Source organism: Lactiplantibacillus nangangensis, from assembly GCF_005405065.1.
Taxonomy (GTDB): Bacteria; Bacillota; Bacilli; order Lactobacillales; family Lactobacillaceae; genus Lactiplantibacillus; species Lactiplantibacillus nangangensis.
On record NZ_BJDI01000013.1, the window covers coordinates 72,389 to 97,179 of the forward strand.

Consider the following 24,791-nt stretch of genomic DNA (forward strand, 5'->3'; position numbering starts at 1 on the left):
TATTGTGGAAAGTGTGTGGACGATGACTAAAAAATTAAAAGTAATGACGATTTTTGGAACCCGACCCGAAGCCATTAAAATGGCCCCAATCGTGTTGCAACTCCAACAACAGACAGACAAGTTTATTCCGATTACGGTCGTGACCGCGCAACACCGCGAGATGCTCGATCAGGTGTTGGCCATTTTTAAAATTAAACCAGATTATGATTTGAATATTATGCAGCCGAATCAAACGCTGGCAGACATCACCAGTCGCGTGTTGACGAAGCTGGATGCCATCATGGCCGAAGCGCAACCCGATATTGTGCTGGTTCATGGGGATACGACCACGACTTTTGCGGCCAGTGTTTCGGCGTTTTATCATCAGATTCCAGTTGGCCATGTTGAAGCGGGGTTGCGGACTTGGAATAAATATTCACCATATCCAGAAGAGATGAACCGCCAATTGACGGATGTACTCGCTGATCTTTATTTTGCGCCAACCGAACTGAGTCAGGCTAATTTGCTCAAGGAAAATCATCCCGCTGATCAGATTACGGTTACTGGAAATACGGCGATTGATGCGTTGAAGCAGACGGTCAATGACCAGTACCATCATGCCGTGTTGGATTTAGTACAACCAGGACATCGGATGATTTTGCTGACGATGCACCGGCGTGAAAATCAAGGGACTCCAATGGCAGGCGTGTTTGAGACGATTAAGAAAGTTGTTGCCAGTCATCCAGACGTTGAAGTAGTTTATCCAGTCCATTTAAGCCCCGCTGTTCAGACGGTTGCTAAACGAATTCTAGGGCATACGGACCGGATTCACTTGATTGACCCGTTGGATGTGGTCGATTTTCATAATATGTCGGCACGGAGTTACTTCATCATGACGGATTCCGGTGGGGTGCAAGAAGAAGCACCTTCGTTAAATAAACCCGTGTTAGTTTTGCGGGATTCTACGGAGCGGCCAGAAGGCGTTACCGCTGGAACCTTGAAGTTGGTCGGAACTGATACGACTAAAGTTCAAGCAGCCATGGAGAGTTTGTTAGATGACCAGGCGGAGTATGACCGTATGGCAGCTGCCAAGAACCCGTACGGTGATGGTCATGCCGCGGAATATATTTTGGATGCTATTTGGCAAAAGTTTAATTAAGCAATAAAAATGCCCGCCGTAATTTTCGAATTACGACGGGTAAATTAGTTATTTTTCTTCTTGAACGATGTAAAGTGGGCGATGCTTGGTTTCGAGATAAATCTTGCCGATATAATTTCCGATGATGCCTAAGCAGAATAACTGGATTCCACCAATGAACATCATTAATGTGACCATTGACGCCCAGCCACCGACGCTATTGCCGAACATAAGCTTACGGATAATAACGATAATAATCCCAACAACGGCTAGAAAAGCAAACAGCCCTCCAATAAAGGTCGCAATCTTCAACGGTACATCCGAGAAGTCAACGATACCTTCAATGGAATAATTGAATAACTGCCAGAAAGACCAGTGCGTTTCGCCGGCAGAACGGGGTGCGTTTTCGAATTTCAGATAGGTAGTTCGAAAACCAACCCAATTAAAAATTCCCTTTGAGAAACGGTTGTATTCAGGCATCGCCAAAATGGCATCGACCATTTGGCGCGTCATCAAACGATAATCGCGGGCGTTTGGAATAATTTGAACTTTGGAAATATGATTGATGACTGAATAGAAAGAGCGAGAGAAGAAGGAGCGGATGACTGGTTCGCCTTTCCGATCTTCACGCATCGTCCCGACACAGTCATAGTCGCCACTTTCAAGGGTGGTCAGCATTTTAGGTAAAAGTTCGGGTGGATCTTGTAAATCCACGTCCATCACTGCGATGTAATCACCCTTAGCATGTTGGAGGCCGGCCGCTAAACCGGATTCTTTACCAAAGTTTCGTGAAAATGAGACGTAATGGACAATGTCTGGATGAGCGGCATTTAATTTGCGAAATTCGGCCAACGTGCCGTCACTAGAGCCATCATTGATGAACATATATTCATGATGAATATCTTTAAATTCGTCCGGATGGTCGCTGAAGACCTTTTCAACAGTATTATAGAAAATTTCAATTGTGGGTTCCTCGTTATAACAAGGCACAATTAAACTCATGGTTTTCATAATTCGTTATCTCCTAATATCCCTTTTTACTATCTATTAGCTTAACACAATGGATTTAAAGATGTTTCAAGTTTCAAAGCATTGTATAATTGACTGAACTAAGTTAACTATTGGAGAAACAATGATGAAACTAAAGGAACGTTATCCAAAAACCACCAAATGGATTGAAATTGTTATTCGGCGGTATAACCAAGCTAATGTGAGTAACAACTCAATAGTTTTAGCTTACTATGCGTTGATGTCAATTGCACCTATTATTTTAATTGTTGGGAATATTGTCGCGCGTTTTAATTTACAGACTCGTCAAATTCTAGCTTATGCGCAGGAATTTATCCCGAGCAACATTTATGCGACAATCAAACCAATTCTGCTCTCTTTCATTTCGTCCAGTGGGAGTGGTAGTTTGTCAATCGGGATCGTCGTCACGATTTGGTCGGCGTCGCAGATTATCGCAGCGATTCGCCGCAGTTTAAATGAAGCTTACGGGGTAACAAATGCGCAGGGGGCAATTGTTACCCGCTTGATGGCCTTTCTATTGACGTTAGGATTATTACTACTAATAGTTGGTCTGTCTATCTTCTTTACACTGAGCCAAGTTGTGATGGATGCCATTTTAAATTTAACCAATACTTCAGCGGCCTTTATTCCACGTTGGTGGGCACGGCTAATTGCTAATAAAAACGTCATTACCTTTGTTGGGATGTTCATGTTAGCAATGTTGTTGTATTATTTTGTTCCGAATGCGGCAGTACGTTTGCGCTATGTATGGACGGGAGCGTTGGTGACGACGATTGGGTGGATTGTGATTTCACAAGGGTTCAGATTATACGTTGAGTTATTTGCACGTCGAGTAACCTCTTATCAAACGATTGGGAGTCTGATTGTGCTCATGTTTTGGCTGAACTTTTCTGGCATGTTGTTGATGTTTGGTGGTGTGGTGAACGCGTCGGTGCAAGAATGGTTTGAGGACAAAATTGAACCGAAGTCACCGCGAGTGATGCGACGTTTGCGTCGACAATTCGGTAAAAGAAAGTAGTGTTCGACTTTTAAAATGAGTCGGCACGACTTTTTTTGTTAAATGCCATTAAATTAAGAACATTAGTAAAGTTTTCGTATAAAACAGTTAGGTTTTTGTGTATAATGGTGTTCGTGTGAAAAAAGACTGTTTGCTTTCAGAAAGTTAGTACTAGTCAAATAAATCGGCGTTACGCACGCCACAGGAGGAGAATATAGTGATTCATCAGCTTTTGGCAGAGTTCATGGGAACCGCCTTGATGATTATTTTTGGTGTCGGAGTTCATTGTAGCGAGGTCTTGAAAGGGACTAAGTATCGTGGGTCTGGCCATATTTTTGCGATTACGACTTGGGGTTTCGGGATTACGATTTCGCTATTTATTTTTGGTAATGTATGTATTAACCCAGCCATGGTCTTAGCGCAATGCTTATTGGGCAATTTACCATGGAGTGCTTTCATTCCTTATTCAATCGCTGAAGTCTTAGGTGGGGTCGTTGGTGCAGTGATCGTTTGGATCATGTACGCAGATCACTTCAAAGCTTCCGAAGGTGAAATTTCACCAATTACGATTCGTAACTTGTTCTCTACGGCACCGGCCGTTCGGAATTTACCACGGAACTTCTTTGTCGAATTCTTTGACACGTTCCTATTTATTTCTGGTATTTTAGCTATTTCTGAAGTGAAGACACCTGGTATCGTGCCAATTGGTGTCGGCTTACTTGTATGGGCTATCGGGATGGGTCTTGGTGGTCCTACCGGATTTGCCATGAACCTAGCTCGAGACATGGGTCCTCGGATTGCACATGCCATCTTACCAATTAAGAACAAGGCTGACAGCGACTGGCAATACGGGATCATTGTTCCTGGGATTGCACCTTTTGTTGGGGCGGCTTGCGCGGCATTGTTTATGCGCGGATTTTTTGGAATATAAAAGTTTTAACTGTGTCACTATGATAGAGGAGACTTGTATGCGTAAAAGGTATTTATCTATGGATACTTTGAGAGGTCTTGCAATACTTGGAGTATTGTTAATTCATGTAAGTGGTTTGTATGTTTCAAGTTCATGGAGTGGTTTAATATTGAACCAGCTATCGCGTTTTGCGGTACCAGCGTTTTTATTTTTGTCTGGCTGGGGGCTAACCATGTCTGGAAAAATTAATATTGATTATCTTGGGTATATTATTAAACAAGCAAAAAGATTATTAGTCCCGTATGTTTTATGGAGTATTGCGTATTGGCTAGTAAATTTTAAAGCAAGTATTTCTATTCATAGTATAATCGCACTAATGAGTGGACTACTACTTGGAACCACGAAGTATCATCTATATTACATTCCCATAACATTTGTATTTTATATAGCATATCCAATTTTTAAGAAAATTGTACATTCTAATTCTGGAATAGTATTATTGCTCCTACTAACAATTGTAAGTCAGAGTATTGGTGTGATTGGTAATGTTGGATGGATGATCAAAGGGCAGAACATCTTTAATTGGATGTTTTATTTTGGCTTTGGAATTTGGATGTCAAACGATTTTGAAGAAAAATTACACAAATTAGAAAATAATAGGATATGGGTGTCAGTAGTTGGTGTGTTGTCTGTATGTTTGCTGTTTTTCGAGACAAAAATGTTGGAATTAAACCATTCAATTTCGCCTACTACTTCGATGAAACCATCTGTAATTGTATACTCTGTTAGTGTTATCTTAATAGTGATTGCAATTCACTTGACCAGTAGTTCACTGATGAGTGTTGGGAAAAGCTCTTACGGAATTTATTTGGCACATCCAATGATTCTTGATGGTATTCGAAAGTTTGAAGCTTGGTTTGGCTTGTCACTGAACTCTATATTAAATTTGTTGTTTGAATTTGTTTTGGTAGTCTTGTTCTCAGTAGTTCTTACGAAATGTTATACGGAATGTTTACATCTGTGTAAACGATGGTCTAGATAAATGGTGGAGGTTGTTGGTCATACTGCAAGTTTTAACAGTGAATTCACAAGTGAGGACAACAGGTGCTCGAAGGTAAAAGAAGATTCATGTCCTGAATCCTCGTAAAATAAGATTTGCATGCACCAGGATTAGTAAGACTTAGATTAAGAGCCTATACAAACGTTTTACTATAAAAAGCGTTCGTATAGGCTCTTGAAAATTTTCTTCAAAAACGTAGTAAGAGAGAACAGGTACATGATGGACCTGATAAAAATTCGGGAGTACAAGCCAAAATAATTATCAACACTGTTGTCTCCAAAGTCTCAGAAACTCAGACTACGAATTCTATACAGTCACCTAATTTTGAATGACTAGGGGGGCATACTAAATTTCGTCACTTTAGTGGGGCTATATCAAAAAATATATAGTAAGATGGTTGCACTCAAGCAATTATTTCACGTGAAATCAGGCTAAATGGTTGTCTGCAGTTCAAAAGCACGACGATTATCAATGCCGCCGATTAAATAGTAATTGTCATAGGTGTTTAGATAATGATACGCTTGGTGCTAGTTGATTTGGTTTATAGTATCCACTAATAAGCATTGTTCTAGTCTAGCTTGAAAGCCTCTTACTGAGTGTGCACGGTCCTTTTCTGGATTAAAAAGACTGACCCAACGTGAAAATACGCTCTCTATTTGACGTCGATTTCGCTTCAATAATCGGTCATCAGTCCCGGTGTGATGCATATTACGTCGCTTAGGAGTCCAAAAGTTGATGCCAATTTCAGCTAATTGAGCCTTTAATTTTCGACTTAAATATCCTGTATCTGCCAGTATTTGACGACACGGATATTGGTCTACCAATGTGGTCACCATGTTTATATCATGAATTGAAGCCTTTGTAATAGTGTAGGCGACTGCGACACCTTGATTGGTCACTTCAAAGCTTCCTTTGAGCCCGTAGTACCACTGCTTTTTGGTTGAATTAAAGCCAATATTTGCGATTGAACGTAATCGCTTGGCGCGGTGATTACGAATTGGGTGACACAAGGGCATTGGAAAGCTGTCGATAATGGTATACGTAGGATTAGGCATAACTGTTTGAATCAAGCCAAAGCGAATCCACTGAAAAATGTTCATGGCGTTAACGCTAATCCGGTTGAATCGAGAACGTTCCGGTAGATCATTGAATCCTAGACTCAGAAGAAACCGGTAAAAGCGCCGTTGGTCGGTCATTCCCAATTCTACCTGCCAACAAAGTAGCGCCAACAATGTAATATCGTCTAATTTTGCGTATTGATAATTCTTTCTAAATTGAATTGATACTGGTACAAAGCGTTGATACAACGGTGATAACAACGTAATCCATTTAGCTAGTGGTGATTGAACTTTAACGACTGATTGCTTATACTGTAATTGGTCCAACATGGCATTCACTTCTTAGTTAGTAGAGTAACTATAGTGTAGCCTTGTTGGGCTATTTTTGTACAAATCTAATCAACTAGCATCAAGTGTAACGAACGATAGTGCGGACTTAATTGATGTTTTCTTCGGTTGAGTGTTGTAGGTAGTTACAAGTAGTGATAGAATCTTGATATGTATACTGGAAAGTTTTTTGTTTTTTCTGCATGGGTGTTGAACACGTGTATATCTAAGATTTTTTGTATTTCGTTCACGTTGATTCCAAATTGCCGAATAGTTAATAATAACATTAGCAATGTGTTGGGAGGAAGGGGAGATGCTTTTATAAAGCAGGCAAGTATCGACGATATTGATAAATTTATTGTATCAAGCGATCAATTACGCTTGGTGCTAGTTGATTTGGTTTATAGTATCCACTAATAAGCATTGTTCTAGTCTAGCTTGAAAGCCTCTTACTGAGTGTGCACGGTCCTTTTCTGGATTAAAAAGACTGACCCAACGTGAAAATACGCTCTCTATTTGACGTCTATTTCGCTTCAATAATCGGTCATCAGTCCCGGTGTGATGCATATTACGTCGCTTAGGAGTCCAAAAGTTGATGCCAATTTCAGCTAATTGAGTCTTTAATTTTCGACTTAAATATCCTGTATCTGCCAGTATTTGACGACACGGATATTGGTCTACCAATGTGGTCACCATATTTACGTCATGAATAGAAGCCTTTGTAATGGTGTAGGCAACTGCGACACCTTGATTGGTCACTTCAAAGTTCCCCTTAAGCCCGTAGTACCATTGCCTTTTGGTTGAATTAAAACCGATATTTGCGATTGAACCTAATCGCTTAGCACGGTGATTACGAATTGGATGACATAAGGGCATAGGAAAACTATCGATAATGGTATACGTAGGATTGGGCATAATTGTTTGAATTAAACCAAAGCGAATCCACTGAAAAATGTTCATGGCGTTAACGCTAATACGATTGAATCGGGAGCGTTCCGGTAGCCCCTTGAATCCTAAGCTTAGAAGAAAACGGTAAAAGCGGCGTTGATCGGTCATGCCCAATTCCACTTGCCAACAAAGTAAGGCTAACAACGTAATATCGTCTAATTTTGCGTATTGGTAATTCTTTCTAAATTGAATTGATACTGGTACAAAGCGTTGATACAACGGTGATAGTAGCGTAATCCATTTAGCTAGTGGTGATTGAACTTTAATGACTGATTGCTTATACTGTAATTGGTCCAACATGGCATTCACTTCTTAGTTAGTAGAGTAACTATAGTGTAGCCTTGTTGGGCTATTTTTGTACAAATCTAATCAACTAGCACCAAGCGTATCAATTATTTATGTGTACAACAATTTTTGTTTCAAAATTAGCTATGTCTGATGTGGCTCAAAGGCAAAACACGTGGCTTACTAGTCGTTTGACATGACCATATGCCGTATTATTGACGGAAAATCTGATGTTTAATCGTTAGTTGTGGTTAATTTAACTAAGGATTTAGTACAATTCTTATCGGAAGATGTATTTTTCAAGGAAATTTTATTCTCACTCAATTAGCTGGAATGGTAGCTTTTTGGAGTGTAACGTGAGGAGTACTATTTTTGGCCTTTAAAGATGAATTTTTAGCTTACTAATATATCAAAAAATTGTTAAGAGTGTAGTTGTTGAGTTAGCGTCTTGGTCACAGGGAGATCGAAGTGGTTGGATTTGTATGTAATTTATCGGAGACTGTTCGTGTGAATTTAGTTGTTTGTTTTTTTGACTTTGAGGGTTTTATTAATCCGGTTATTTTCGAAGTAATTAGCATTTGTGCTTATCGTAATCAGGTTAGAGTGGAAATTTAACTAGCATTGCTTAACACATTACATGTTTTTTAAAATTTTTTTGGGTGTTTCAAATCTAAGTGTTTTAATTTTTAAGTTTGAAGTAGGTTCTAGGAGGAAAATGATGAAACTTGCAATTGGATTAAACCGGAAGTTAGTTGTACGTTTTTTGAAGAAATATATGATTATTGTTATATTGATTGGAGTAATTGGTGGCCTTGGCAGTGTCTTTAGTTCCTTGAAATCCCAAGGAGTGCAATATGTTTCGGCTGGGCATCTGGTTCAGAATGATAACAATTATAACTTAGTAACCTCATATAAACAGTTTGTAGAATCTTCTCGTTTTAAAACAATTATAAATGAAAAAGTTAATGAAAGTGCGTGGAAAAGTACAAGTTATAGAGATAATTACAAAGTAACCCTTTCCCCGGAAGGAAGTACCTCGCCCTTCTTTACAATAACGGTGGTAAGTGATAACCCTAAGTATTCAAAATACTTAGCAAATGAAGCTATGAGACTGTTTATAACAAATATAGGAAAATATTTATCTGGGGCGAATACGTCAATTATGTCACAGGCAAGTACTTCTAAGACAATTGATTTTAGGTCTAGTATGGGGAAGACTGCGTCCATAGGTGTCGTGGCTGGATTGATATTTGCGGTAGTTATTACTGGAATCCATTTAGTTTGGATAGGGAAAATTAAAGATGATAAATACATTAGTGACATGTATGAAGTTAAGCATCTAGCTACTATTAGCCTTCACAAAATCAATAAATAAAGTGAGGATATAAAGTATGAGCGATATTAAGAATGGAATTAGAAAAATTAATAGTGGTCTTTCCAATGTTGGAGAAAAAGCAAACATTATTACCTTCATCTCTTTGGAAACTACAAGAGTTCAACAAATAATTATTGCCAATATGGCGTTGATGTACGGTCAGGCGGGTATGAAGACTGTGATTGTTGATTCTGATTTTGGAAATAATTCTTTGATAGAAACTTTTGGAATGAAAAATCAACAAGGATTGTCTAATTATCTAAATGACCAATCAATTAGTTTGAATGATATAACTAATCGGGTAAGTGGGCAGAATACAAGTGTGATTTCGTCTGGAAATGTAGAAATAGCAGAAACTAAATATTTAATTGGAGATCCAAGATTTGCTAGTTTAATTAATCAATTGAGTTTGGACTATGAAAAAGTACTAATCAACACACCTATGTTTGAACATATTGATACATGTGAAAACTACATCTTAGTTTCCGACGGCATTCTGTTAGTTTCAAATTCAAAAACAACTAATAAACGGACAGTGTATAAGATAATAAAGGCTTTGCGAAAAAATGATGCAAAATTGATCGGATATATTGATGTCAAGGAGGAATAGACGGAATGGAAACTAGGACACGACAAATAGTTGTTGTGCTTTTCTTGGTCTTTGTAGCATTTGCGCTTGGAATATTTACTTATTGGAGATATACAGATGATCTTGTTTCAGAGTCCACTTCCCCAGATGCTGTAGCCGTGAAAAGTGATAGACTGGAAGTTTCTCTTTCAAGAAAGACAAGTTTTGGAGGCGATGCTCTTACAGGTAAGAAAGAAGAGCAGTTTAATCAGGTCATGAGAAAGATTAATGCGAAGCATCATATTGGCGCTTATTTAGGAATTGAGGATGGGAAAGTAAGGTTTTCGGGAGCTAGAGGATATGCAAATGCAGGTGGGTCAGCAGTTTTTCGAATTAATAGTGCATTTTTAGTTGGAAAGTATCAGGAGCTTATTAATAATGCAATTTTATTGCACTATGCAAGTCAAGGCAAGCTCAACCTGAATAGTAATATTAACACATATGTTTCTAATGCTGGAAGTTATACCATTAAAAAATTACTAAATGATGGGTCCGGAAGGTTTGTCACCTTAAAACAGTTAACACAAGTAAGTAGCAACGATTTACCAAATTCATATAATAGTATTATTTTTAATAAGAAACATGTAAAAGATAGTATATCTGCGGATTCATTAATTAAAATTAGGCTTATAAGGAAAATATCAGGAACTACTTATCTAAGCACATTAAAAAAATTAATAATTATCCCTCTAGGCTTAACAAATACTCGAGTGTATTCACCACAAGAAGGGACACAATCCAATGATGTTGAAAGTTACATATATGCAACTACCAATGGGATTCCTAGTCAAAAAAAGATGATACAGTTAGCTGATCCAATCTTGGGATATGATCAGTTACGAATGTCACTATCGGATGTAGTTATTTCATATACTAAAATTTTGAATAATGAACTGTTTTCGAGGAGATTCAGTAAGTTATTTTTGAATTCGATTACGACAATTGATTCAAAAAACAAAGTATCCTCAGCGAAACAATCGCTGATTTTAAGAACACACAATCAAGAGATTAGAATGGAATATGTAGTTAAAGAGAATCGCCTTTTAATTACAGGTTCTAATTATCCCAATGTACAATTAAGTGACGCTGAGTTGTTTAAAGATTTGCGAAAGCTTTTTTAATGTCGGGGGGCAAACGTTAGTGAATAATAGTTTAAAAGTAGGTCTAATGATTCCAACATATAATGCGGGACTGGAATTTGAAAAAGTAGTTAAGATGATTGGAAAGCAAAAAATTAGTTTTGAATTAAGAAAGATAATTATTGATTCTGAATCGGAAGATGAAACAAAAAAGATAGCGGTGGATAATGGATTTGAAACTTTCGATATAGACAAAGAGCTGTTTACACATGGATTGGTAAGACAAAAGGCAGTGAATATTTTGAAAGACTGCGATTTTGTGTTCTTCATGACTCAAGATGTTTTTCTAAAAGCGGGAGCGCTTCAAAGCCTATTCGATTTTATTTCACGGGATCCAAACATATTAGTTGCATATGGCCGTCAAATTGTAAATGAAAACACAGAAAATTATTTTGATGCGAAGGATAGGACATTTAATTATCCATCCAGGAGCCTAATCAAAGCAAAAAATGATGTTAATGAATTGGGAATTAAAACGGTTTTTTCATCAGATGCATTTTCAATATACAATTCAAAATTGCTAAGAAAAATTGGAAATTTTCCGTCAAAAATACGTTTTGCTGAAGACATGTACATTGCTGCCAGGGCAATTGATGCAGGGTACAAAATTGGATATTGTGCAGATGCAATGGCGATTCATTCAAATAGATTGAATTTTTATGGATTATTTAGGCGTTATCTAAGTATCGGTGTTTTTCACGCTGAGAATACCTGGATTCAGAAAGAATATGGATCCAATGAATCAAATGGAATTAAGCTAGTCTTTGCACAAATTAAGGAAATGATAAACGAGGGGAATATTGTAAAAATACCAGAATTGATACTTCGAACTCTTATAAAATATTCTGGATATACAATTGGAAAAATTAAGGGGAAATAGAATTATGCGTATAGTTGTAAATGATATCGTTGCGGTTCCTGATTCAGGAGGGGTTTTTTCTGTTTTAACTGATTTTTACGAAGAAGTGTTGCAATACAGTAAATTGCATAATGAAATTGAATGGATTTTTTTACTATCTGGTCCTTATGTGCAAGAGACAGCGAACATTAAGGTAATTATTAAACCTAAATTAAAAAGATCAAAAATAGCACGACTGCTTTTTGAATTATTTTCTGGTGGAAAAGTGATAAATCAGTTACATCCGGATATTTATTTTTCACTTCAAAATACTATGACGTTAGGGGTAAAGGCATCTAAGTGGGATTATGTACATCAGCCGTTGACGTTTCAGAATGAAATTAGGTTTTCACCATTTCGCAAGGAAGAGCGGAATCTTTGGGTGCATCAAGCCATTATTGGTCATATTATTAATTATACAATAAAGCATACACAAACCAATGTGATTGTACAAACTAAGTGGATGAAGGACGCTATACTTCAAAGACACTTGGCTTTGCCATCAAGAGTATTTATATTGCCACCTAATAATATTCATGTAGATTCAAGCGAAAGTAATGCGCTGCCTGACTTTAGTAGTTTCTTTTATCCTGCTACTGCAATGAAGTACAAAAATCATGAGTTTTTGTTTAATGCAGTGAGAGAATTGGAAGCAAGAGGGAATAATTTTGAAGTTATATGTACCTTGACAGAAAAAAATGTAGCTGACTTAAATCTTTCTGTACCAAAGTCAGTTAAGCTAGTAGGAATGTTAGATCGTAAGACGGTAATGACCTATTACAAAAAGCATGTACTAGTTTTTCCCTCATTACTGGAAACATTTGGACTGCCGTTATTGGAAGCAAGGCAGTCGGGTGATTATATTCTTGCGGGCAATACAAGCTTTGGGAACGAAATATTAAATGGGTATCCTAATCGTGAATTTTTCAATTTGAAGGATGTATCAGACTTAGTTCAAAAGATGGAATCATGCATTCAAGGCAAAAGAAATATAGTAAAGGTTATTGATAACAGAAAGCGTTCTAAGTTGTCACTTGTCACTTTAATTCAAAGGGGAAATTAAAGGAATGAAGCAAAAAAAAGTTAATATTCTAATGGCAACATTCAATGGTGAGGACTTTTTATGTGATCAAATAAAAAGTATTGTTAGACAGACTTATACAAACTGGGAACTATATATAGGTGATGATGGTTCGCACGATAGAACCCGAAAAATTATTGCCAACTTTGAGACACTCGATTCGCGTATTCATCTGATTAAATTTAAAGATAGTGGATCACACGGACAGCTACTAAACTTTAAAAGATTAATGTATTATGTAGAGCCATTGGATTATGATTATATAATGTTTGCGGATCAGGATGACGTGTGGCACGAAAACAAAGTGACAGATACATTAGATAGTATGCTGCAGATAGAGAAGGGACCAACACTAATATATACGAATTACGATGAAAATGATATACATGGAAACTTAAACTTGCGATATGGTTCGTTATTTCATAAAAAATATGGAATGCAACAGTTGTTGCTGCAGAATTGGATTATGGGATGTACAATGATGATAAATCGTGAACTCGCAGATTTAGGAATAAGTATACCTCTTGAAGCAGAGAACCACGATAATTGGCTAGTATTGGTAGCCTTAACTTATGGTAAAATTTATTATTTGGATGAAAGCACAATGATGCACAGGATACATGAGAATAATGTAACAAAAAACATTTCTCAGAATAAGTTTTTAAGACCGGAAAAAAGATTTCTTAATGATCTGAAAAACAAAAAGAAATTTCGGAATAGAAACATCAATTTGATGGTGAAGTTATTGAGCATTGATTTCAAAAAAACTACAAATTATGCATTATTGTTTTTAAAAATACTTAATACACGAAGTAAACTAAAAAGAATTGCGTTGATGGAAAAAAATGGATTTGTTGGACTTAATCTACACAAGACTATTAAATTTTTACTGATGGTGTAAGATAACGAAATTTGGAGGAGTATTTTGAAAAAAGTTGCGGTGATAATGTCAACGTATAATGGACGTAAATATTTATCAGAACAAATTGAAAGTATTTTAAATCAAAAAATTGATTCAGATGAGTATACTCTGGACTTGTATATACGCGACGATGGGTCTTGTGATGAAACTGAGAGTATTGTTACAACGTATATGACGAGAAGTGAAAATATACATTTACTCCAGAATTCAGGTACAAATTTGGGAGTTCAGGGCTCGTTTTATAGTCTAATGAGATGCGTCGAAGCAGATTATTATTTCTTTTGTGATCAAGATGATGTGTGGTTTTATAATAAGGTCACAACGTTTATGAATGAATTTAAGAAACATTGTGATAAAATTCCTTGCGGTGTGTATTCGGATTTATCGTTAATTGATACAGAGGGAAAAGCATTGGGAAAAACCATGATGCAGGAACAAGGCTGGAGTTATGATGAGAAAAGAGACCTTTCCTTATTGATGTTTAATACTCGTGTAACTGGTGCAGCATTTGCGATAAATCGCGCTGCAAGAGATGAAGTGATAAGAATTGATGCTCGCAAATTTTCAAGTGTTTTAATGCATGATTCGATTATAGCACTGCTCACACAGGTTTATGATAATCTGTATTTTATACCTAAGACATTAGTAGGGTATCGGCAGCACGAGAATAATGTACTTGGAGCTGCTCCACAGAAACATTCGCAATTTGAAATCGGTTTTAAAAAAAATCATTATCGGCATTTGTTTCATGATTTAATGCTTGTAATACAAGTATTAAATTGGACAAATGTGCCAAATACTAATATGACTATGATACGTGCAACACAGGATTTTGTGAAGCAACAAAGTTTCAGAGGAAGAGTAGCTTCAATTTTTAAAAATTATAAATGTCTATGGGACAAATTTCGACTGAGACATGTTGTATTCTTATTAGTATTTTATCGATATGCTAATCTTTCAAAGATACAGTAAGTTGTGAACTAACGACAAATAGCGCGAGAAGGCGGGGAAATATGGCATTTTTAATCATGATTTCTGAAAATCTTGTTTCTTTTTCTAAAATATGGTTGTCAAAGATCAGTGGAATTATACTATTGATTTTAACAGGATTTTTGATTGGTGCTGCTACACCGGGAATTACTCCAGACTATACACTGTATATGACAAATTATAATTCTAGGACTAGTTACTTTGAAAGTGGATATAATTTGTTAAGTCACATTGGAAAGAATGTAGGATTTGAATATCCAAAATTTAGGATGGTAATGGCGCTTTTATCCGTTGTGTTACTGCTTTGGGGAATCCTAAGAATAACCAATAATGTGGCGATTGTAGCGTTTTTATATGCTATTTCTATATTTCCTGTAGATGCAATTCAGATCAGAAATTCATTCATGCTTTCAATTGTGGTGCTTGCCTTTACCTTTGTGCAACATTCAAATGTAAAAAGTTATTTAGTTACGGCAATCATTTTGTTTCTCGCGTCGTCGACGCATACGCTTGCACTGACATTTGCAATTCCGTTGATAATCTCGATGTTCAGACTAGAAACACAAAAAGTCTTTGCAAAGGCATTGATTATACTGAGTGTGATTATTGTATTTCTTAGCGCTATTTTTCATTCTGAAATATTGAAGATTTCTCAAATTGTTTTAAATATATTCAATTTCAGATCATCAGTAGTTGGCAATGTTGCTGCAGTATATAGCAATGCAGCTGGGAAACGTTTTTTATTGATAGCTGGAATAATTGCAATAGTTCAATTATATCTAGCACTATATATGTCAAATTGGATGAGAAAAAATAAGATCAATAATCGATTATCCAATTCAATTATACCAATTATGTTATTAGGAATTATTGCAGTTGCTTTGATGACAGTCTCCTTGGACTATTGTAGATTGCTCAGAAATACAACAATGTTTATATATATATATATAGCTGCTTTTGTTGAATCACATCCTAAGAGAAAGAGATATCTATATTTAGAAAATTTTGGGGTGATAATATGCGGTATGTTTCTGGCGATTACAACATATTATTTACAAAATGTAATATTATATCCTAATTCTGGAGAAATCATTCGTACTACAATTCATTTAGCTGGATAAGTTGTAAGGTGTAGAATAGGATGCTAATGTTGAAAGGAATATGAAGATGAAGATTAGTTTTGTGTTGCCACCTTTTAGTGAAAAACCGATTGGTGGATATAAGATAGTTTTTCAGTATGCTAATCAGTTTGTTGCTATGGGGCATGACGTTACCATCTGTTTTCTTAATTATTTGTATCCTGAGAAGATTCCAAAAACGAAAAAGATAATTTCATTTTTGAAACATAAATTTTCGGGTGATTTTGAAATAAATTGGTTTAAATTAGATACTAGAGTAAAAGTATTAAATAACATTATCTTTGCTTCGGAGATTCCTACTTCGGATGTTGTCGTCGCAACTGCAGTACAAACTGCTTTTTGGATGGATAACTTGGATGAAAGATTGGGAAAAAAAGTTTATTTTATTCAAGGATATGAAACATGGGCTTATTCAGAAAAGGTTTTAATTGATTCTTTTAAATTAAAAATGAAAAAAATCGTCATTGCGAATTGGTTGAAAGAAAAGATTAATAAATATACGAAAGATAAGATTTCTGTCGTGCCTAATTTTCTTGATGGATCAGTATACAACTTTGCACAATCGATTCCTAACAGACACAATATAGTTGCAATGATGTATCATGTTTCGGACTTGAAAAATATTGGTTTTGGAATGGATGTTCTTCAAGACGTGCATAAGGTGGTACCAAATCTACAGGTCCGAATGTTTGGAGCGTATGATACTCCCCAAAATTTACCAAACTATTTTTCATATATTCAAGATCCAACACAACAATATCTTCGAGATCAAATATATGGGAAAGCAAAGGTATATTTACTTCCATCGCTTTCTGAAGGATGGGGCTTGACAGGCATGGAGGCGATGTCGGCTGGATCAGTATTAGTCTCGAGCGATATTGAAGGAGTGAGGGAGTATGCTGTGAATAAAAAAAATTCTTTTTTAATTACTCCTAATAAAAAAGATATTTTTTGTAATAAAATTATATCAATTTTAGCATCGGAAGATGAACGTGTTAAAATTGCGCGCATGGGGGTTAGTGACATTAGAAAATACAGTTTAGCATCTTCGGCTCAAAATATGGAAAACATTTTTTTGAATTTGGTTAGATAATTGAGGGAATAAAATGAAAAAAATTGGGCTTTTCACATTGAATGGAAATGAGAATTACGGAAATCGTTTACAAAATTTTGCCGTGCAAAATCACCTTGAAAAGATGGGGTACCAAGTGGATACAATCTTGTTTCGACCGGAATATTCCATTCAACAAATGACGATTTGGCAAAAATTGTGTAAGCATATCATGAATCTGGATATTCATAAAACAATAATGGAAAAATGTAGCAATCTCATAAACAAGAACAGATATTTGCGGGAAAATGCAATTCGGGAAAAAAGAGTAATGAGGTTTGAAGAATTTAGCCGGAAATACATACATGAAACTTCGTATGCTTTAAACCAATCTGTTTTTTTTAATCAGGAACAGATTAAAGTTTTGAATGATGAATATTTCACTTTTTTTGTCGGATCGGATCAGGTCTGGAATTTGGATGGGATTCATTTCCCTAGCTTCTTTTTTTTGCCATTCGTTCAGAAAAATAAACGTAATTCGTTTTCCGCTAGTTTTGGTGTGCAAGACATTGATAATAAATTTGTTAAGGATTATAAGCTTGGACTTTCAGAAATGAATCACATTTCAGTTCGTGAGAAAAGTGGAGTAGAGATTGTTCAAAAACTTAGTTCAAAGAAAGCTACGTTGTTGCTTGATCCTGTGTTTTTAGTGGATAAACTTGAATGGCAAAAGATGTCTAATCTTCCTAATAATATGCCAAAAAATAAGTACATTCTTACATATTTTTTGGGCAAAATGACTATTCAATACAAAAGAATGGTGAATAAGTTTGCAGCTGAGCAAAATTTATCTGTTGTCTATCTAAATGAGTTTTCACATCCGGAAAGTTATGATTTTACTCCGGATGAGTTTTTAGGATTAATTTCACAGGCCACATTCTTTTTTACAGATTCATTTCACGGGGTCGCATTTTCAATTATATTCAATACACCTTTTATGGTATTAGATCGAATCGATAAGGTCAGAAGTATGAGCACGAGAATTGAAACGATTTTAACACAGTTCGGACTTATGGATCGATATCATGATGGAGGTGGAAAGATTCAATCGGGCGAATGGTTGAATCTTTGTGATACGAATCGCGAAGAGATTATAGCAAGTAACCGAAGTAAGACGAATGCTTTTCTTAAAATGTGTTTTATGGATGCAAAACATTAGTCGGCATGTATTTTTATTCTGGAGGGTACCAAGTATTATGAAGCAAAGGAAATTTGGCGCGGCATTGTCATATATTAATATTATTGCAAAGAATCTTGTGAATTTCTTGTACACGCCATTTTTACTTCGTTTTGTTGGACAGTCTAGCTATGGACTTTTTCAAATGACGAACTCTGTGATGCTGAGTCTTAGTTTATTGTCTATGGGTTTTTCAAGTGCCTATGTAAAATTTTATATGAGTTATAAAGTAAAAAACGATATGAAAAGTATCAAGAAGTTAAATGCTCTGTATCTGATAATTTTTCTGTTTGTAAGTGTTCTTTCACTCATAATTGGAATCTTGCTTGTTTTGAACACTGATAACTTATTTGGGAAAACTTTGAACACTGCGGAATTGCAATTGACACGCTCTTTGATGATAATTATGGTGTTAGATATTGCAATTACATTTATTTCGACGGTATTTGATTCGAATATTACCGTAAATGAACAATTTATATTTCAGCAATCTCGACAGTTGTTTCAAACATTTCTTATACCCATATTGTGTATTCCAATGGTATTGATGGGTGTAGGTGTACTTTCTATCTCGATAACATCGATCACAGTTACAACGCTGTTCTTGATCTTAAATATGAGTTATTGTATTAGAAAGCTCAATATGCAATTTGATTTTCAGAATTTACCCGTTCAGTTGTTCAAAGAATTAGGTGCTTTTTCGTTTTTTATCTTTCTAAATCAAGTTGTGGATTTGGTGAATAATAATGCCCCCAACTTCATATTGGGAATGTTTAGAGGTGCCCAACTTGTTGCAACATTTTCAATAGCAGTTCAAATTAAAAATATGTTTTTCATGCTTTCAACCTCTTTATCAAGTATTTTTATTCCTAGAGTAAATGAGTTAGTTAATTTGAAAAAGAGTCGGGAGGTTCTTACAAACCTTATGATTAAAGTTGGAAGAATACAAATGACGATACTTTTTTTTGTTCTGGGTGGATTTATTGTTGTCGGAAAATATTTTGTTCGTCTATGGGCGGGTCCTCAAAATATGGAGGCATATATGTTAATCATCTTAATGGTGCTTCCGGCAATAATCCCACTTTCACAAAATATTGGAATTGAAATTCAACGTGCCCTGAATAAACATATTTTTAGATCTGTTGTTTATATAATTTTTGCGTTATTAAATGTCGTTATAACAGTAATTGGCTCAGTTAAGATAGGTCTAATTGGTGCAGCAATAGGTTATGTTGTAAGTATCCTAGGCGCAAATGGTGTGCTAATGAATTGGTATTATGCTAAAAAAATGCATTTGAATATGAAAAGGTATTGGATTGAGACTTTGAAAGTTACCTTTCCGTTTATCTTTACTACAACAACACTCATGTTAGTACAATATTTTAGTGGCAGTGTGAACTCTATGCCACAGTTTTTTGAATTTGGAGTAGTGTACGTTTTAATATACAGTGTGCTATATTTTGTAGTTACCGCTAATAGTTATGAAAAAAGTTTGCTTGTTGGAATATTGAAAAAGTAGGAGGCAAATTTAATAGTGAGTAAAATAATGAGTTTTGATGAGATGTATACGAAAGTTGTGGATGGTAAATATAGTTTTGGAACAGGGTCTTGGGCGGTTGCTAGTCCCCATATCACTATGAAGTTGAATGAATATGGTGAATATCAACCTGAATTAAAAGAAAGTGCTAATTTACCTTCTGAAAAGGAATTAAAGGCGATGCAGGATAGTTGCCTATCATTAAGTGAAAAAAACGAGTCAGATGTTGCAGAAAAAGCATTTTCAAATATTCCAGATATTAAATTTGATAACAGAATAGGATTCTATTCTGGGCTTTATATTGGCCATGTAACTGAAGGAAAGTTTCGAGAAAATGGAAGCTCTGGTGGATTCGGAACTTGGATCTTCAAAGAACTATTGGAACGTGGAAAGATTGATGGTGTCATTCAAGTAAAAGAGTCAACTGAAAATTCCAAGTTATTTGAATATGGAATTTCAAATAGTTTGGAGCAGATTTGTACAAGCGCAAAGACTAGGTATTATCCGGTTGAACTATCTGAGGTAATCAATAAAATTAAGAATACAGATGGAAATTATGCAATTATTGGATTGCCAAGTTATATTATGGAAACGAGATTATTGTCAGATGTATTTCCACAGCTTAAGAAGAGAATTAAATTTATGATTGGCTTAATTTGCGGACATCAAAAATCCACAAAATTTGCCGAGTTTTTGGCGTGGCAGTGCGGCATAAATCCTGGAAATTTGCAACGAATTAATTTTAGAAAAAAGATGAAGGATGGAAATGCAAGCGACTATGCGATTGAAGTTACGGGATTAGTGAATGGAAAATCTCAAACTATTGTGCGGCGAATGAGAGACTTAATAGGGTCAGATTGGGGTCAGGGTATATTTAAAATTAGTGCATCTGATTTTACGGACGATGTAATGAATGAAACTGCTGATGTGACGTTAGGAGATGCATGGTTACCAGAATATGTAAAAGATAGCAAGGGAAATAATGTTATTATTGTTCGAAATCCAGTTATTAAAGAAATAATCGAAGATGGTATTAAAAACAGTAAAATTTCGGTCACTCGTGTAAACGTTGAAAAAGTGTTTTCATCGCAAGCGGCACATTTTCGACATACTCAGAGAGAGTTGGCGTACCGGTTATATAAGAAAGAAAAGGCTAAAATGTGGGTACCTCAAAAGCGAGTAGTTGCAAGCAACGATTTTCCTTGGATTCGTAAACGAATTCAAGATAAACGAGAAGAAATTTGTAAAAAAGTCCCACTTATTTATGCCAAAGCTGTCAATAAAAATGATATTATGTATTTTGAAACTAGAATGGCGAAATTATCAAAATCCTATAAGAATTTGTATACTATTAAAGGAATACAGGATAAAATTAAGAAAGAGCTAAAATTAAAATAAAACTGGTAAAAAAGGAGTGTTTTTTTTGAAAGGTATTATTTTAGCAGGGGGATCTGGAACACGTCTATATCCAATAACGCGTGCAATTTCAAAACAGTTGATTCCAATTTATGATAAACCGATGATTTATTATCCATTATCTACGCTGATGTTAGCTGGTGTGCAGGATATCTTGATTATTTCAACACCAACGGATACACCACGTTTTGAAGAACTGTTAGGTGATGGTCATGATCTTGGTTTGAATATTTCATATGCTGTTCAAGAAAAGCCTAATGGTTTGGCTGAAGCATTTATTCTAGGTGCTGATTTTATAGGTAATGATTCAGTTTGTTTAATTCTTGGAGACAATATTTATTACGGTGGCGGTTTATCGAAAATGTTGCAGCACGCTGGTGAAAAGCAGCATGGTGCAACGGTATTTGGCTATCATGTTAACGATCCAGAACGATTTGGGGTCGTTGATTTTGATGCGCATATGCATGCTAAGTCAATTGTCGAGAAGCCGGAGCATCCAGCTAGTAATTATGCCGTAACCGGAATGTATTTCTATGATAATCAAGTTGTGGATATTGCTAAAAACATTAAGCCGTCGCCACGTGGGGAACTTGAAATTACAGATGTTAATAAAGAATACTTACGTCGCAATGAACTAGATGTTGAGCTAATGGGTCGTGGCTTTGCATGGCTAGATACAGGGACTCATGATTCATTGCAAGAAGCAAGTAGTTTTATTGCAACAGTACAAAAGCGTCAAAACTTGAAAGTTGCTTGTCTTGAAGAAGTTGCTTATCGGATGGGGTATATTGATGCCGATAAGGTTTACGAATTGGCACAACCTTTAAAAAAGAATGATTACGGACAATATTTATTAAGATTAATTGGGAGGGCTTAAATTTTGGGTAAATTAAAGGTAACAACAACAAAATTACAAGATGTTAAAATTATTGAACCAGCAGTCTTTGGTGATAAACGTGGTTTCTTCACTGAAACATATTCTGATCAAGATTTTAAAGCAGCAGGAATTGATTTTAACTTCATCCAAGATAACCAATCGTTATCAGCCGAAGCTGGAGTTTTACGGGGCTTACATTTCCAACGCGGGAAGTATGCACAAACTAAATTGATTCGGGTCGTCACTGGGGCAGTCTTGGATGTCATCGTGGATGTGCGTAAAGGATCACTTACCTACGGCCAGCATGAAGGCTATATTATTTCTGAAAGTAACCATCGCCAATTACTGGTTCCTCGTGGCTTCGCGCATGGATTTGTTACTTTGACAGATAATGTCAACTTCTTATACAAGTGTGATAACTATTACAATGCCGAATCAGATGGTGGCATCACCTTTATGGATAAGGACTTGAATATCAACTGGCCCATCGACTTTGATCAAGCGATTACTTCTGACAAAGATGCTAAGCAACAAACTTTTGCTGAGTTTGAAAAGAATAATCCCTTTGTTTACGGTGAAATTTAAGGAGCGCTCATGAAAAATCTATTGATTACCGGTGGTGCTGGATTTATTGGTTCGAATTTTGTCCACTATGTTTATAATAACCACCCAGAAGTAAATATCACTGTGTTAGACAAATTAACTTACGCTGGGAATAAAGCTAATATTGCGGATATTCTTGGCGATCGCGTTAAGTTGGTGGTCGGCGATATTTGTGATGGCCCATTAGTTGATGAATTGATGCAACAAACTGATGCAGTTGTGCACTATGCAGCTGAAAGTCATAATGATAACTCGCTTAAAGATCCATGGCCATTCTTGGAAACTAATGTTATTGGTACTTACACGCTTATTCAATCAGCAGTTAAATATAACAAGCGCTTCCATCATGTCTCAACTGATGAAGTTTATGGTGATTTACCATTACGTGAAGATTTGCCAGGTCATGGTGAAGGTGTCGGTGAAAAATTCACACCAACGAGTCGTTACAAGCCTTCAAGTCCATATTCATCAACTAAGGCAAGTTCTGATTTGTTAGTTCGAGCTTGGCACCGTTCGTTTGGTTTACAAGCGACAATTTCTAATTGTTCAAATAACTATGGTCCTTACCAATACATTGAAAAGTTTATTCCACGACAAATTACGAATATCTTAAGCGGTATTCGGCCTAAGCTTTATGGCACGGGTAAGAATGTGCGTGATTGGATTCACACGAATGATCATTCAGCTGCTGTGTGGGATATTTTAACTAAAGGTAAGATTGGCGAAACTTATCTCATTGGTGCCGATGGCGAAATGAATAATAAAGATGTGTTGGAAATGATTTTAGACTTAATGGGTGAACCTAAGGATGCTTACGATAAAGTTAACGATCGTCCGGGACATGACTTGCGCTACGCGATTGATTCAACTAAATTACGGACGGAACTTGGTTGGCAACCACAATACACTGATTTTCGTTCTGGCTTAGCTGATACCATCGAGTGGTACACGGAACATGAAAATTGGTGGAAAGCTGACAAAGGTGCAGTTGAGTCAAATTACGCTAAAAATGGTCAGTAAGATTAAGTAACCGGCAAGCGGATTGTTAATGACAGTTCGCTTGTTTTTTCGGGAGGAAAATAAAAATGGCAAAAGCAATGATTGTTGGGGCAAAAGGACAACTAGGTCAGGAGTTACAACGTTTATTAACAGAGTTAAATTGGTCTTTTGACGCTTTAGATGTGACGGATTTAGATATTACTGACAAATCCGCAGTTCGTGTCAAAGTTGCGGAATTAAAACCAGAAGTTATTTTGGATGCCGCAGCTTATACAGCCGTTGATAAGGCTGAAGACGAAGGAAAAGACTTGAATTGGCATGTTAACGTTGATGGTACTCAGATTTTGGCTGATGTTGCAGCTGAAGCACAGGTTAAATTAGTCTATATTTCAACTGATTATGTGTTTGATGGAACCAATGCAGGATTGTATCTGGAGGATGATCCAGCAAATCCCAAGAACGAATACGGTCGTGCAAAGTGGGCTGGTGAAGAGGCAGTACGTCATAGTGGTGCAGACTATTATATTGTACGGACTAGTTGGGTATTTGGTGAATTCGGGCATAATTTTGTCTTTACCATGCAAAATCTTGCTAAAACGCATGATAAATTAACAGTCGTGAATGACCAAACCGGGCGCCCAACATGGACACGAACGTTAGCAGAGTTTATGATGCATCTATTAACAGTTAATGCACCATTTGGGACGTATCAATTGAGCAACGATAATAGTTGTACTTGGTACGAGTTTGCTAAAGAAATTTTGAAGGATATTGATGTTGAAGTTTCTCCAGTTAGCTCGGAACAATTCCCTCAAAAAGCTTACCGTCCACGGCATTCTGTGATGAGCTTAGACAAGGCTAAATCTACTGGATTTAAGATCCCTACATGGCAAGAAGCGCTTAATGAATTTTTGAACAGTCTTGTTAAAAAATAAATGTGTGATCTGAGTATTTAGTTTTACTACTTGAACCTATTGATTTGAAAAATCTGTTGTTGGTAATCAATCTGATTACCAACATGAAGTGAACCCCCAATGTTGGACAACAATCCAATATTGGGGGTTTTATGGTAAGCACCCAATAACTGTAAGGTAAGCAGTAAATAAGATGACGTATTTTATGGTCTCCATATTCTTGATATCCTTAGGTTATCAAAGTTATGGAGGTT

Annotated in this window: 23 protein-coding genes; 20 read left to right on the forward strand and 3 right to left on the reverse strand. The window is 36.2% G+C overall.

Annotation, left to right across the window (positions count from 1 at the left end):
• Positions 1-22 precede the first annotated feature (22 nt).
• On the forward strand, positions 23-1,138 hold the full coding sequence (wecB, locus tag FFM70_RS10870; protein ID WP_137616876.1) for a non-hydrolyzing UDP-N-acetylglucosamine 2-epimerase: 1,116 nt from the start codon (positions 23-25) through the stop codon (positions 1,136-1,138).
• A gap of 48 nt (positions 1,139-1,186) precedes the next feature.
• On the opposite strand, the gene FFM70_RS10875 is transcribed toward wecB, so the two are convergent.
• The gene (locus FFM70_RS10875; protein ID WP_137616877.1) at positions 1,187-2,128 is read right to left on the reverse strand and encodes a glycosyltransferase family 2 protein; all 942 of its coding nucleotides are present in this window, start codon (positions 2,126-2,128) and stop codon (positions 1,187-1,189) included.
• Between the two features lie 124 nt (positions 2,129-2,252).
• Between FFM70_RS10875 and FFM70_RS10880 the strand changes: the two genes are divergently transcribed.
• From FFM70_RS10880 to FFM70_RS10890, 3 genes are all read left to right on the forward strand, one after another.
• Positions 2,253-3,164 carry a YihY/virulence factor BrkB family protein gene (locus FFM70_RS10880; RefSeq protein WP_137616878.1) on the forward strand — a complete coding sequence of 304 codons (912 nt, stop codon included), beginning with the start codon at positions 2,253-2,255 and terminating at the stop codon, positions 3,162-3,164.
• Between the two features lie 196 nt (positions 3,165-3,360).
• Positions 3,361-4,074, forward strand: a complete 714-nt coding sequence (gene larD / locus FFM70_RS10885) for a D/L-lactic acid transporter LarD (protein WP_137608245.1) — start codon at positions 3,361-3,363, stop codon at positions 4,072-4,074.
• A gap of 37 nt (positions 4,075-4,111) precedes the next feature.
• On the forward strand, positions 4,112-5,095 hold the full coding sequence (locus FFM70_RS10890) for an acyltransferase (RefSeq protein ID WP_171002360.1): 984 nt from the start codon (positions 4,112-4,114) through the stop codon (positions 5,093-5,095).
• A gap of 545 nt (positions 5,096-5,640) precedes the next feature.
• Here the strand turns inward: FFM70_RS10890 and FFM70_RS10895 are convergent.
• Complete coding sequence (locus tag FFM70_RS10895; protein ID WP_137616880.1) at positions 5,641-6,501, reverse strand: IS982 family transposase; 861 nt, start codon at positions 6,499-6,501, stop codon at positions 5,641-5,643.
• Positions 6,502-6,885: 384 nt separating this feature from the next.
• Positions 6,886-7,746, reverse strand: a complete 861-nt coding sequence (locus FFM70_RS10900) for an IS982 family transposase (RefSeq protein WP_137616881.1) — start codon at positions 7,744-7,746, stop codon at positions 6,886-6,888.
• A gap of 703 nt (positions 7,747-8,449) precedes the next feature.
• On the opposite strand from FFM70_RS10900, the gene FFM70_RS10905 reads away from it, so the two are divergent.
• The 16 genes from FFM70_RS10905 (at position 8,450) to rfbD (ending at position 24,558) form a co-directional block, all read left to right on the forward strand.
• Positions 8,450-9,106 (forward strand): YveK family protein, encoded by a 657-nt coding sequence (locus FFM70_RS10905; RefSeq protein WP_137616882.1) that lies wholly within the window; start codon positions 8,450-8,452, stop codon positions 9,104-9,106.
• A 16-nt stretch (positions 9,107-9,122) separates the two neighbouring features.
• Positions 9,123-9,716, forward strand: coding sequence for a P-loop NTPase family protein (locus FFM70_RS10910; protein ID WP_137616883.1), 594 nt, complete (start codon positions 9,123-9,125; stop codon positions 9,714-9,716).
• 5 nt (positions 9,717-9,721) lie between these two features.
• Positions 9,722-10,855 carry a serine hydrolase domain-containing protein gene (locus FFM70_RS10915; RefSeq protein WP_137616884.1) on the forward strand — a complete coding sequence of 378 codons (1,134 nt, stop codon included), beginning with the start codon at positions 9,722-9,724 and terminating at the stop codon, positions 10,853-10,855.
• Between the two features lie 19 nt (positions 10,856-10,874).
• Entirely contained in the window at positions 10,875-11,753 is an 879-nt protein-coding gene (locus FFM70_RS10920; protein WP_137616885.1) for a glycosyltransferase family 2 protein, read from the forward strand.
• Positions 11,754-11,757: 4 nt separating this feature from the next.
• Positions 11,758-12,834 carry a glycosyltransferase gene (locus FFM70_RS10925; RefSeq protein ID WP_137616886.1) on the forward strand — a complete coding sequence of 359 codons (1,077 nt, stop codon included), beginning with the start codon at positions 11,758-11,760 and terminating at the stop codon, positions 12,832-12,834.
• Positions 12,835-12,838: 4 nt separating this feature from the next.
• Positions 12,839-13,753 (forward strand): glycosyltransferase, encoded by a 915-nt coding sequence (locus FFM70_RS10930; protein WP_137616887.1) that lies wholly within the window; start codon positions 12,839-12,841, stop codon positions 13,751-13,753.
• A 24-nt stretch (positions 13,754-13,777) separates the two neighbouring features.
• Positions 13,778-14,746 carry a glycosyltransferase family 2 protein gene (locus tag FFM70_RS10935; RefSeq protein ID WP_137616888.1) on the forward strand — a complete coding sequence of 323 codons (969 nt, stop codon included), beginning with the start codon at positions 13,778-13,780 and terminating at the stop codon, positions 14,744-14,746.
• A gap of 41 nt (positions 14,747-14,787) precedes the next feature.
• On the forward strand, positions 14,788-15,885 hold the full coding sequence (locus FFM70_RS10940; protein ID WP_137616889.1) for an EpsG family protein: 1,098 nt from the start codon (positions 14,788-14,790) through the stop codon (positions 15,883-15,885).
• A 46-nt stretch (positions 15,886-15,931) separates the two neighbouring features.
• Positions 15,932-16,996: a glycosyltransferase family 4 protein gene (locus tag FFM70_RS10945; protein WP_171002361.1), complete on the forward strand. Its 1,065-nt coding sequence runs from the start codon at positions 15,932-15,934 to the stop codon at positions 16,994-16,996.
• A gap of 13 nt (positions 16,997-17,009) precedes the next feature.
• Entirely contained in the window at positions 17,010-18,173 is a 1,164-nt protein-coding gene (locus FFM70_RS10950) for a polysaccharide pyruvyl transferase family protein (protein ID WP_137616891.1), read from the forward strand.
• Positions 18,174-18,210: 37 nt separating this feature from the next.
• The gene (locus FFM70_RS10955) at positions 18,211-19,710 is read left to right on the forward strand and encodes a lipopolysaccharide biosynthesis protein (RefSeq protein ID WP_137616892.1); all 1,500 of its coding nucleotides are present in this window, start codon (positions 18,211-18,213) and stop codon (positions 19,708-19,710) included.
• A gap of 15 nt (positions 19,711-19,725) precedes the next feature.
• Entirely contained in the window at positions 19,726-21,126 is a 1,401-nt protein-coding gene (locus FFM70_RS10960) for a Coenzyme F420 hydrogenase/dehydrogenase, beta subunit C-terminal domain (RefSeq protein ID WP_223877483.1), read from the forward strand.
• A gap of 25 nt (positions 21,127-21,151) precedes the next feature.
• Positions 21,152-22,021, forward strand: coding sequence for a glucose-1-phosphate thymidylyltransferase RfbA (rfbA, locus tag FFM70_RS10965; protein WP_137616893.1), 870 nt, complete (start codon positions 21,152-21,154; stop codon positions 22,019-22,021).
• A 3-nt stretch (positions 22,022-22,024) separates the two neighbouring features.
• A complete protein-coding gene (gene rfbC, locus FFM70_RS10970) occupies positions 22,025-22,606 on the forward strand; it encodes a dTDP-4-dehydrorhamnose 3,5-epimerase (RefSeq protein ID WP_137616894.1) in 582 nt (193 codons plus the stop codon).
• A gap of 9 nt (positions 22,607-22,615) precedes the next feature.
• Positions 22,616-23,644 carry a dTDP-glucose 4,6-dehydratase gene (rfbB, locus tag FFM70_RS10975; protein ID WP_137616895.1) on the forward strand — a complete coding sequence of 343 codons (1,029 nt, stop codon included), beginning with the start codon at positions 22,616-22,618 and terminating at the stop codon, positions 23,642-23,644.
• Positions 23,645-23,709: 65 nt separating this feature from the next.
• Positions 23,710-24,558, forward strand: a complete 849-nt coding sequence (gene rfbD, locus FFM70_RS10980; protein WP_137616896.1) for a dTDP-4-dehydrorhamnose reductase — start codon at positions 23,710-23,712, stop codon at positions 24,556-24,558.
• Positions 24,559-24,791: the final 233 nt, after the last annotated feature.

What these genes read in the sequence shown, in the direction of transcription:
- FFM70_RS10945 (WP_171002361.1), top strand. Translation starts at nt 15,932, where the DNA reads ATGAAGATTAGTTTTGTGTTGCCACCTTTTAGTGAAAAACCGATTGGT.
- rfbB (WP_137616895.1), top strand. Translation starts at nt 22,616, where the DNA reads ATGAAAAATCTATTGATTACCGGTGGTGCTGGATTTATTGGTTCGAAT.
- FFM70_RS10930 (WP_137616887.1), top strand. Translation starts at nt 12,839, where the DNA reads ATGAAGCAAAAAAAAGTTAATATTCTAATGGCAACATTCAATGGTGAG.
- FFM70_RS10950 (WP_137616891.1), top strand. Translation starts at nt 17,010, where the DNA reads ATGAAAAAAATTGGGCTTTTCACATTGAATGGAAATGAGAATTACGGA.
- FFM70_RS10905 (WP_137616882.1), top strand. Translation starts at nt 8,450, where the DNA reads ATGAAACTTGCAATTGGATTAAACCGGAAGTTAGTTGTACGTTTTTTG.
- rfbD (WP_137616896.1), top strand. Translation starts at nt 23,710, where the DNA reads ATGGCAAAAGCAATGATTGTTGGGGCAAAAGGACAACTAGGTCAGGAG.
- FFM70_RS10910 (WP_137616883.1), top strand. Translation starts at nt 9,123, where the DNA reads ATGAGCGATATTAAGAATGGAATTAGAAAAATTAATAGTGGTCTTTCC.
- FFM70_RS10880 (WP_137616878.1), top strand. Translation starts at nt 2,253, where the DNA reads ATGAAACTAAAGGAACGTTATCCAAAAACCACCAAATGGATTGAAATT.
- wecB (WP_137616876.1), top strand. Translation starts at nt 23, where the DNA reads ATGACTAAAAAATTAAAAGTAATGACGATTTTTGGAACCCGACCCGAA.
- FFM70_RS10895 (WP_137616880.1), bottom strand. Translation starts at nt 6,501, where the DNA reads ATGTTGGACCAATTACAGTATAAGCAATCAGTCGTTAAAGTTCAATCA.
- FFM70_RS10955 (WP_137616892.1), top strand. Translation starts at nt 18,211, where the DNA reads ATGAAGCAAAGGAAATTTGGCGCGGCATTGTCATATATTAATATTATT.
- FFM70_RS10890 (WP_171002360.1), top strand. Translation starts at nt 4,112, where the DNA reads ATGCGTAAAAGGTATTTATCTATGGATACTTTGAGAGGTCTTGCAATA.
- FFM70_RS10940 (WP_137616889.1), top strand. Translation starts at nt 14,788, where the DNA reads ATGGCATTTTTAATCATGATTTCTGAAAATCTTGTTTCTTTTTCTAAA.
- FFM70_RS10915 (WP_137616884.1), top strand. Translation starts at nt 9,722, where the DNA reads ATGGAAACTAGGACACGACAAATAGTTGTTGTGCTTTTCTTGGTCTTT.
- FFM70_RS10875 (WP_137616877.1), bottom strand. Translation starts at nt 2,128, where the DNA reads ATGAAAACCATGAGTTTAATTGTGCCTTGTTATAACGAGGAACCCACA.
- FFM70_RS10900 (WP_137616881.1), bottom strand. Translation starts at nt 7,746, where the DNA reads ATGTTGGACCAATTACAGTATAAGCAATCAGTCATTAAAGTTCAATCA.
- FFM70_RS10925 (WP_137616886.1), top strand. Translation starts at nt 11,758, where the DNA reads ATGCGTATAGTTGTAAATGATATCGTTGCGGTTCCTGATTCAGGAGGG.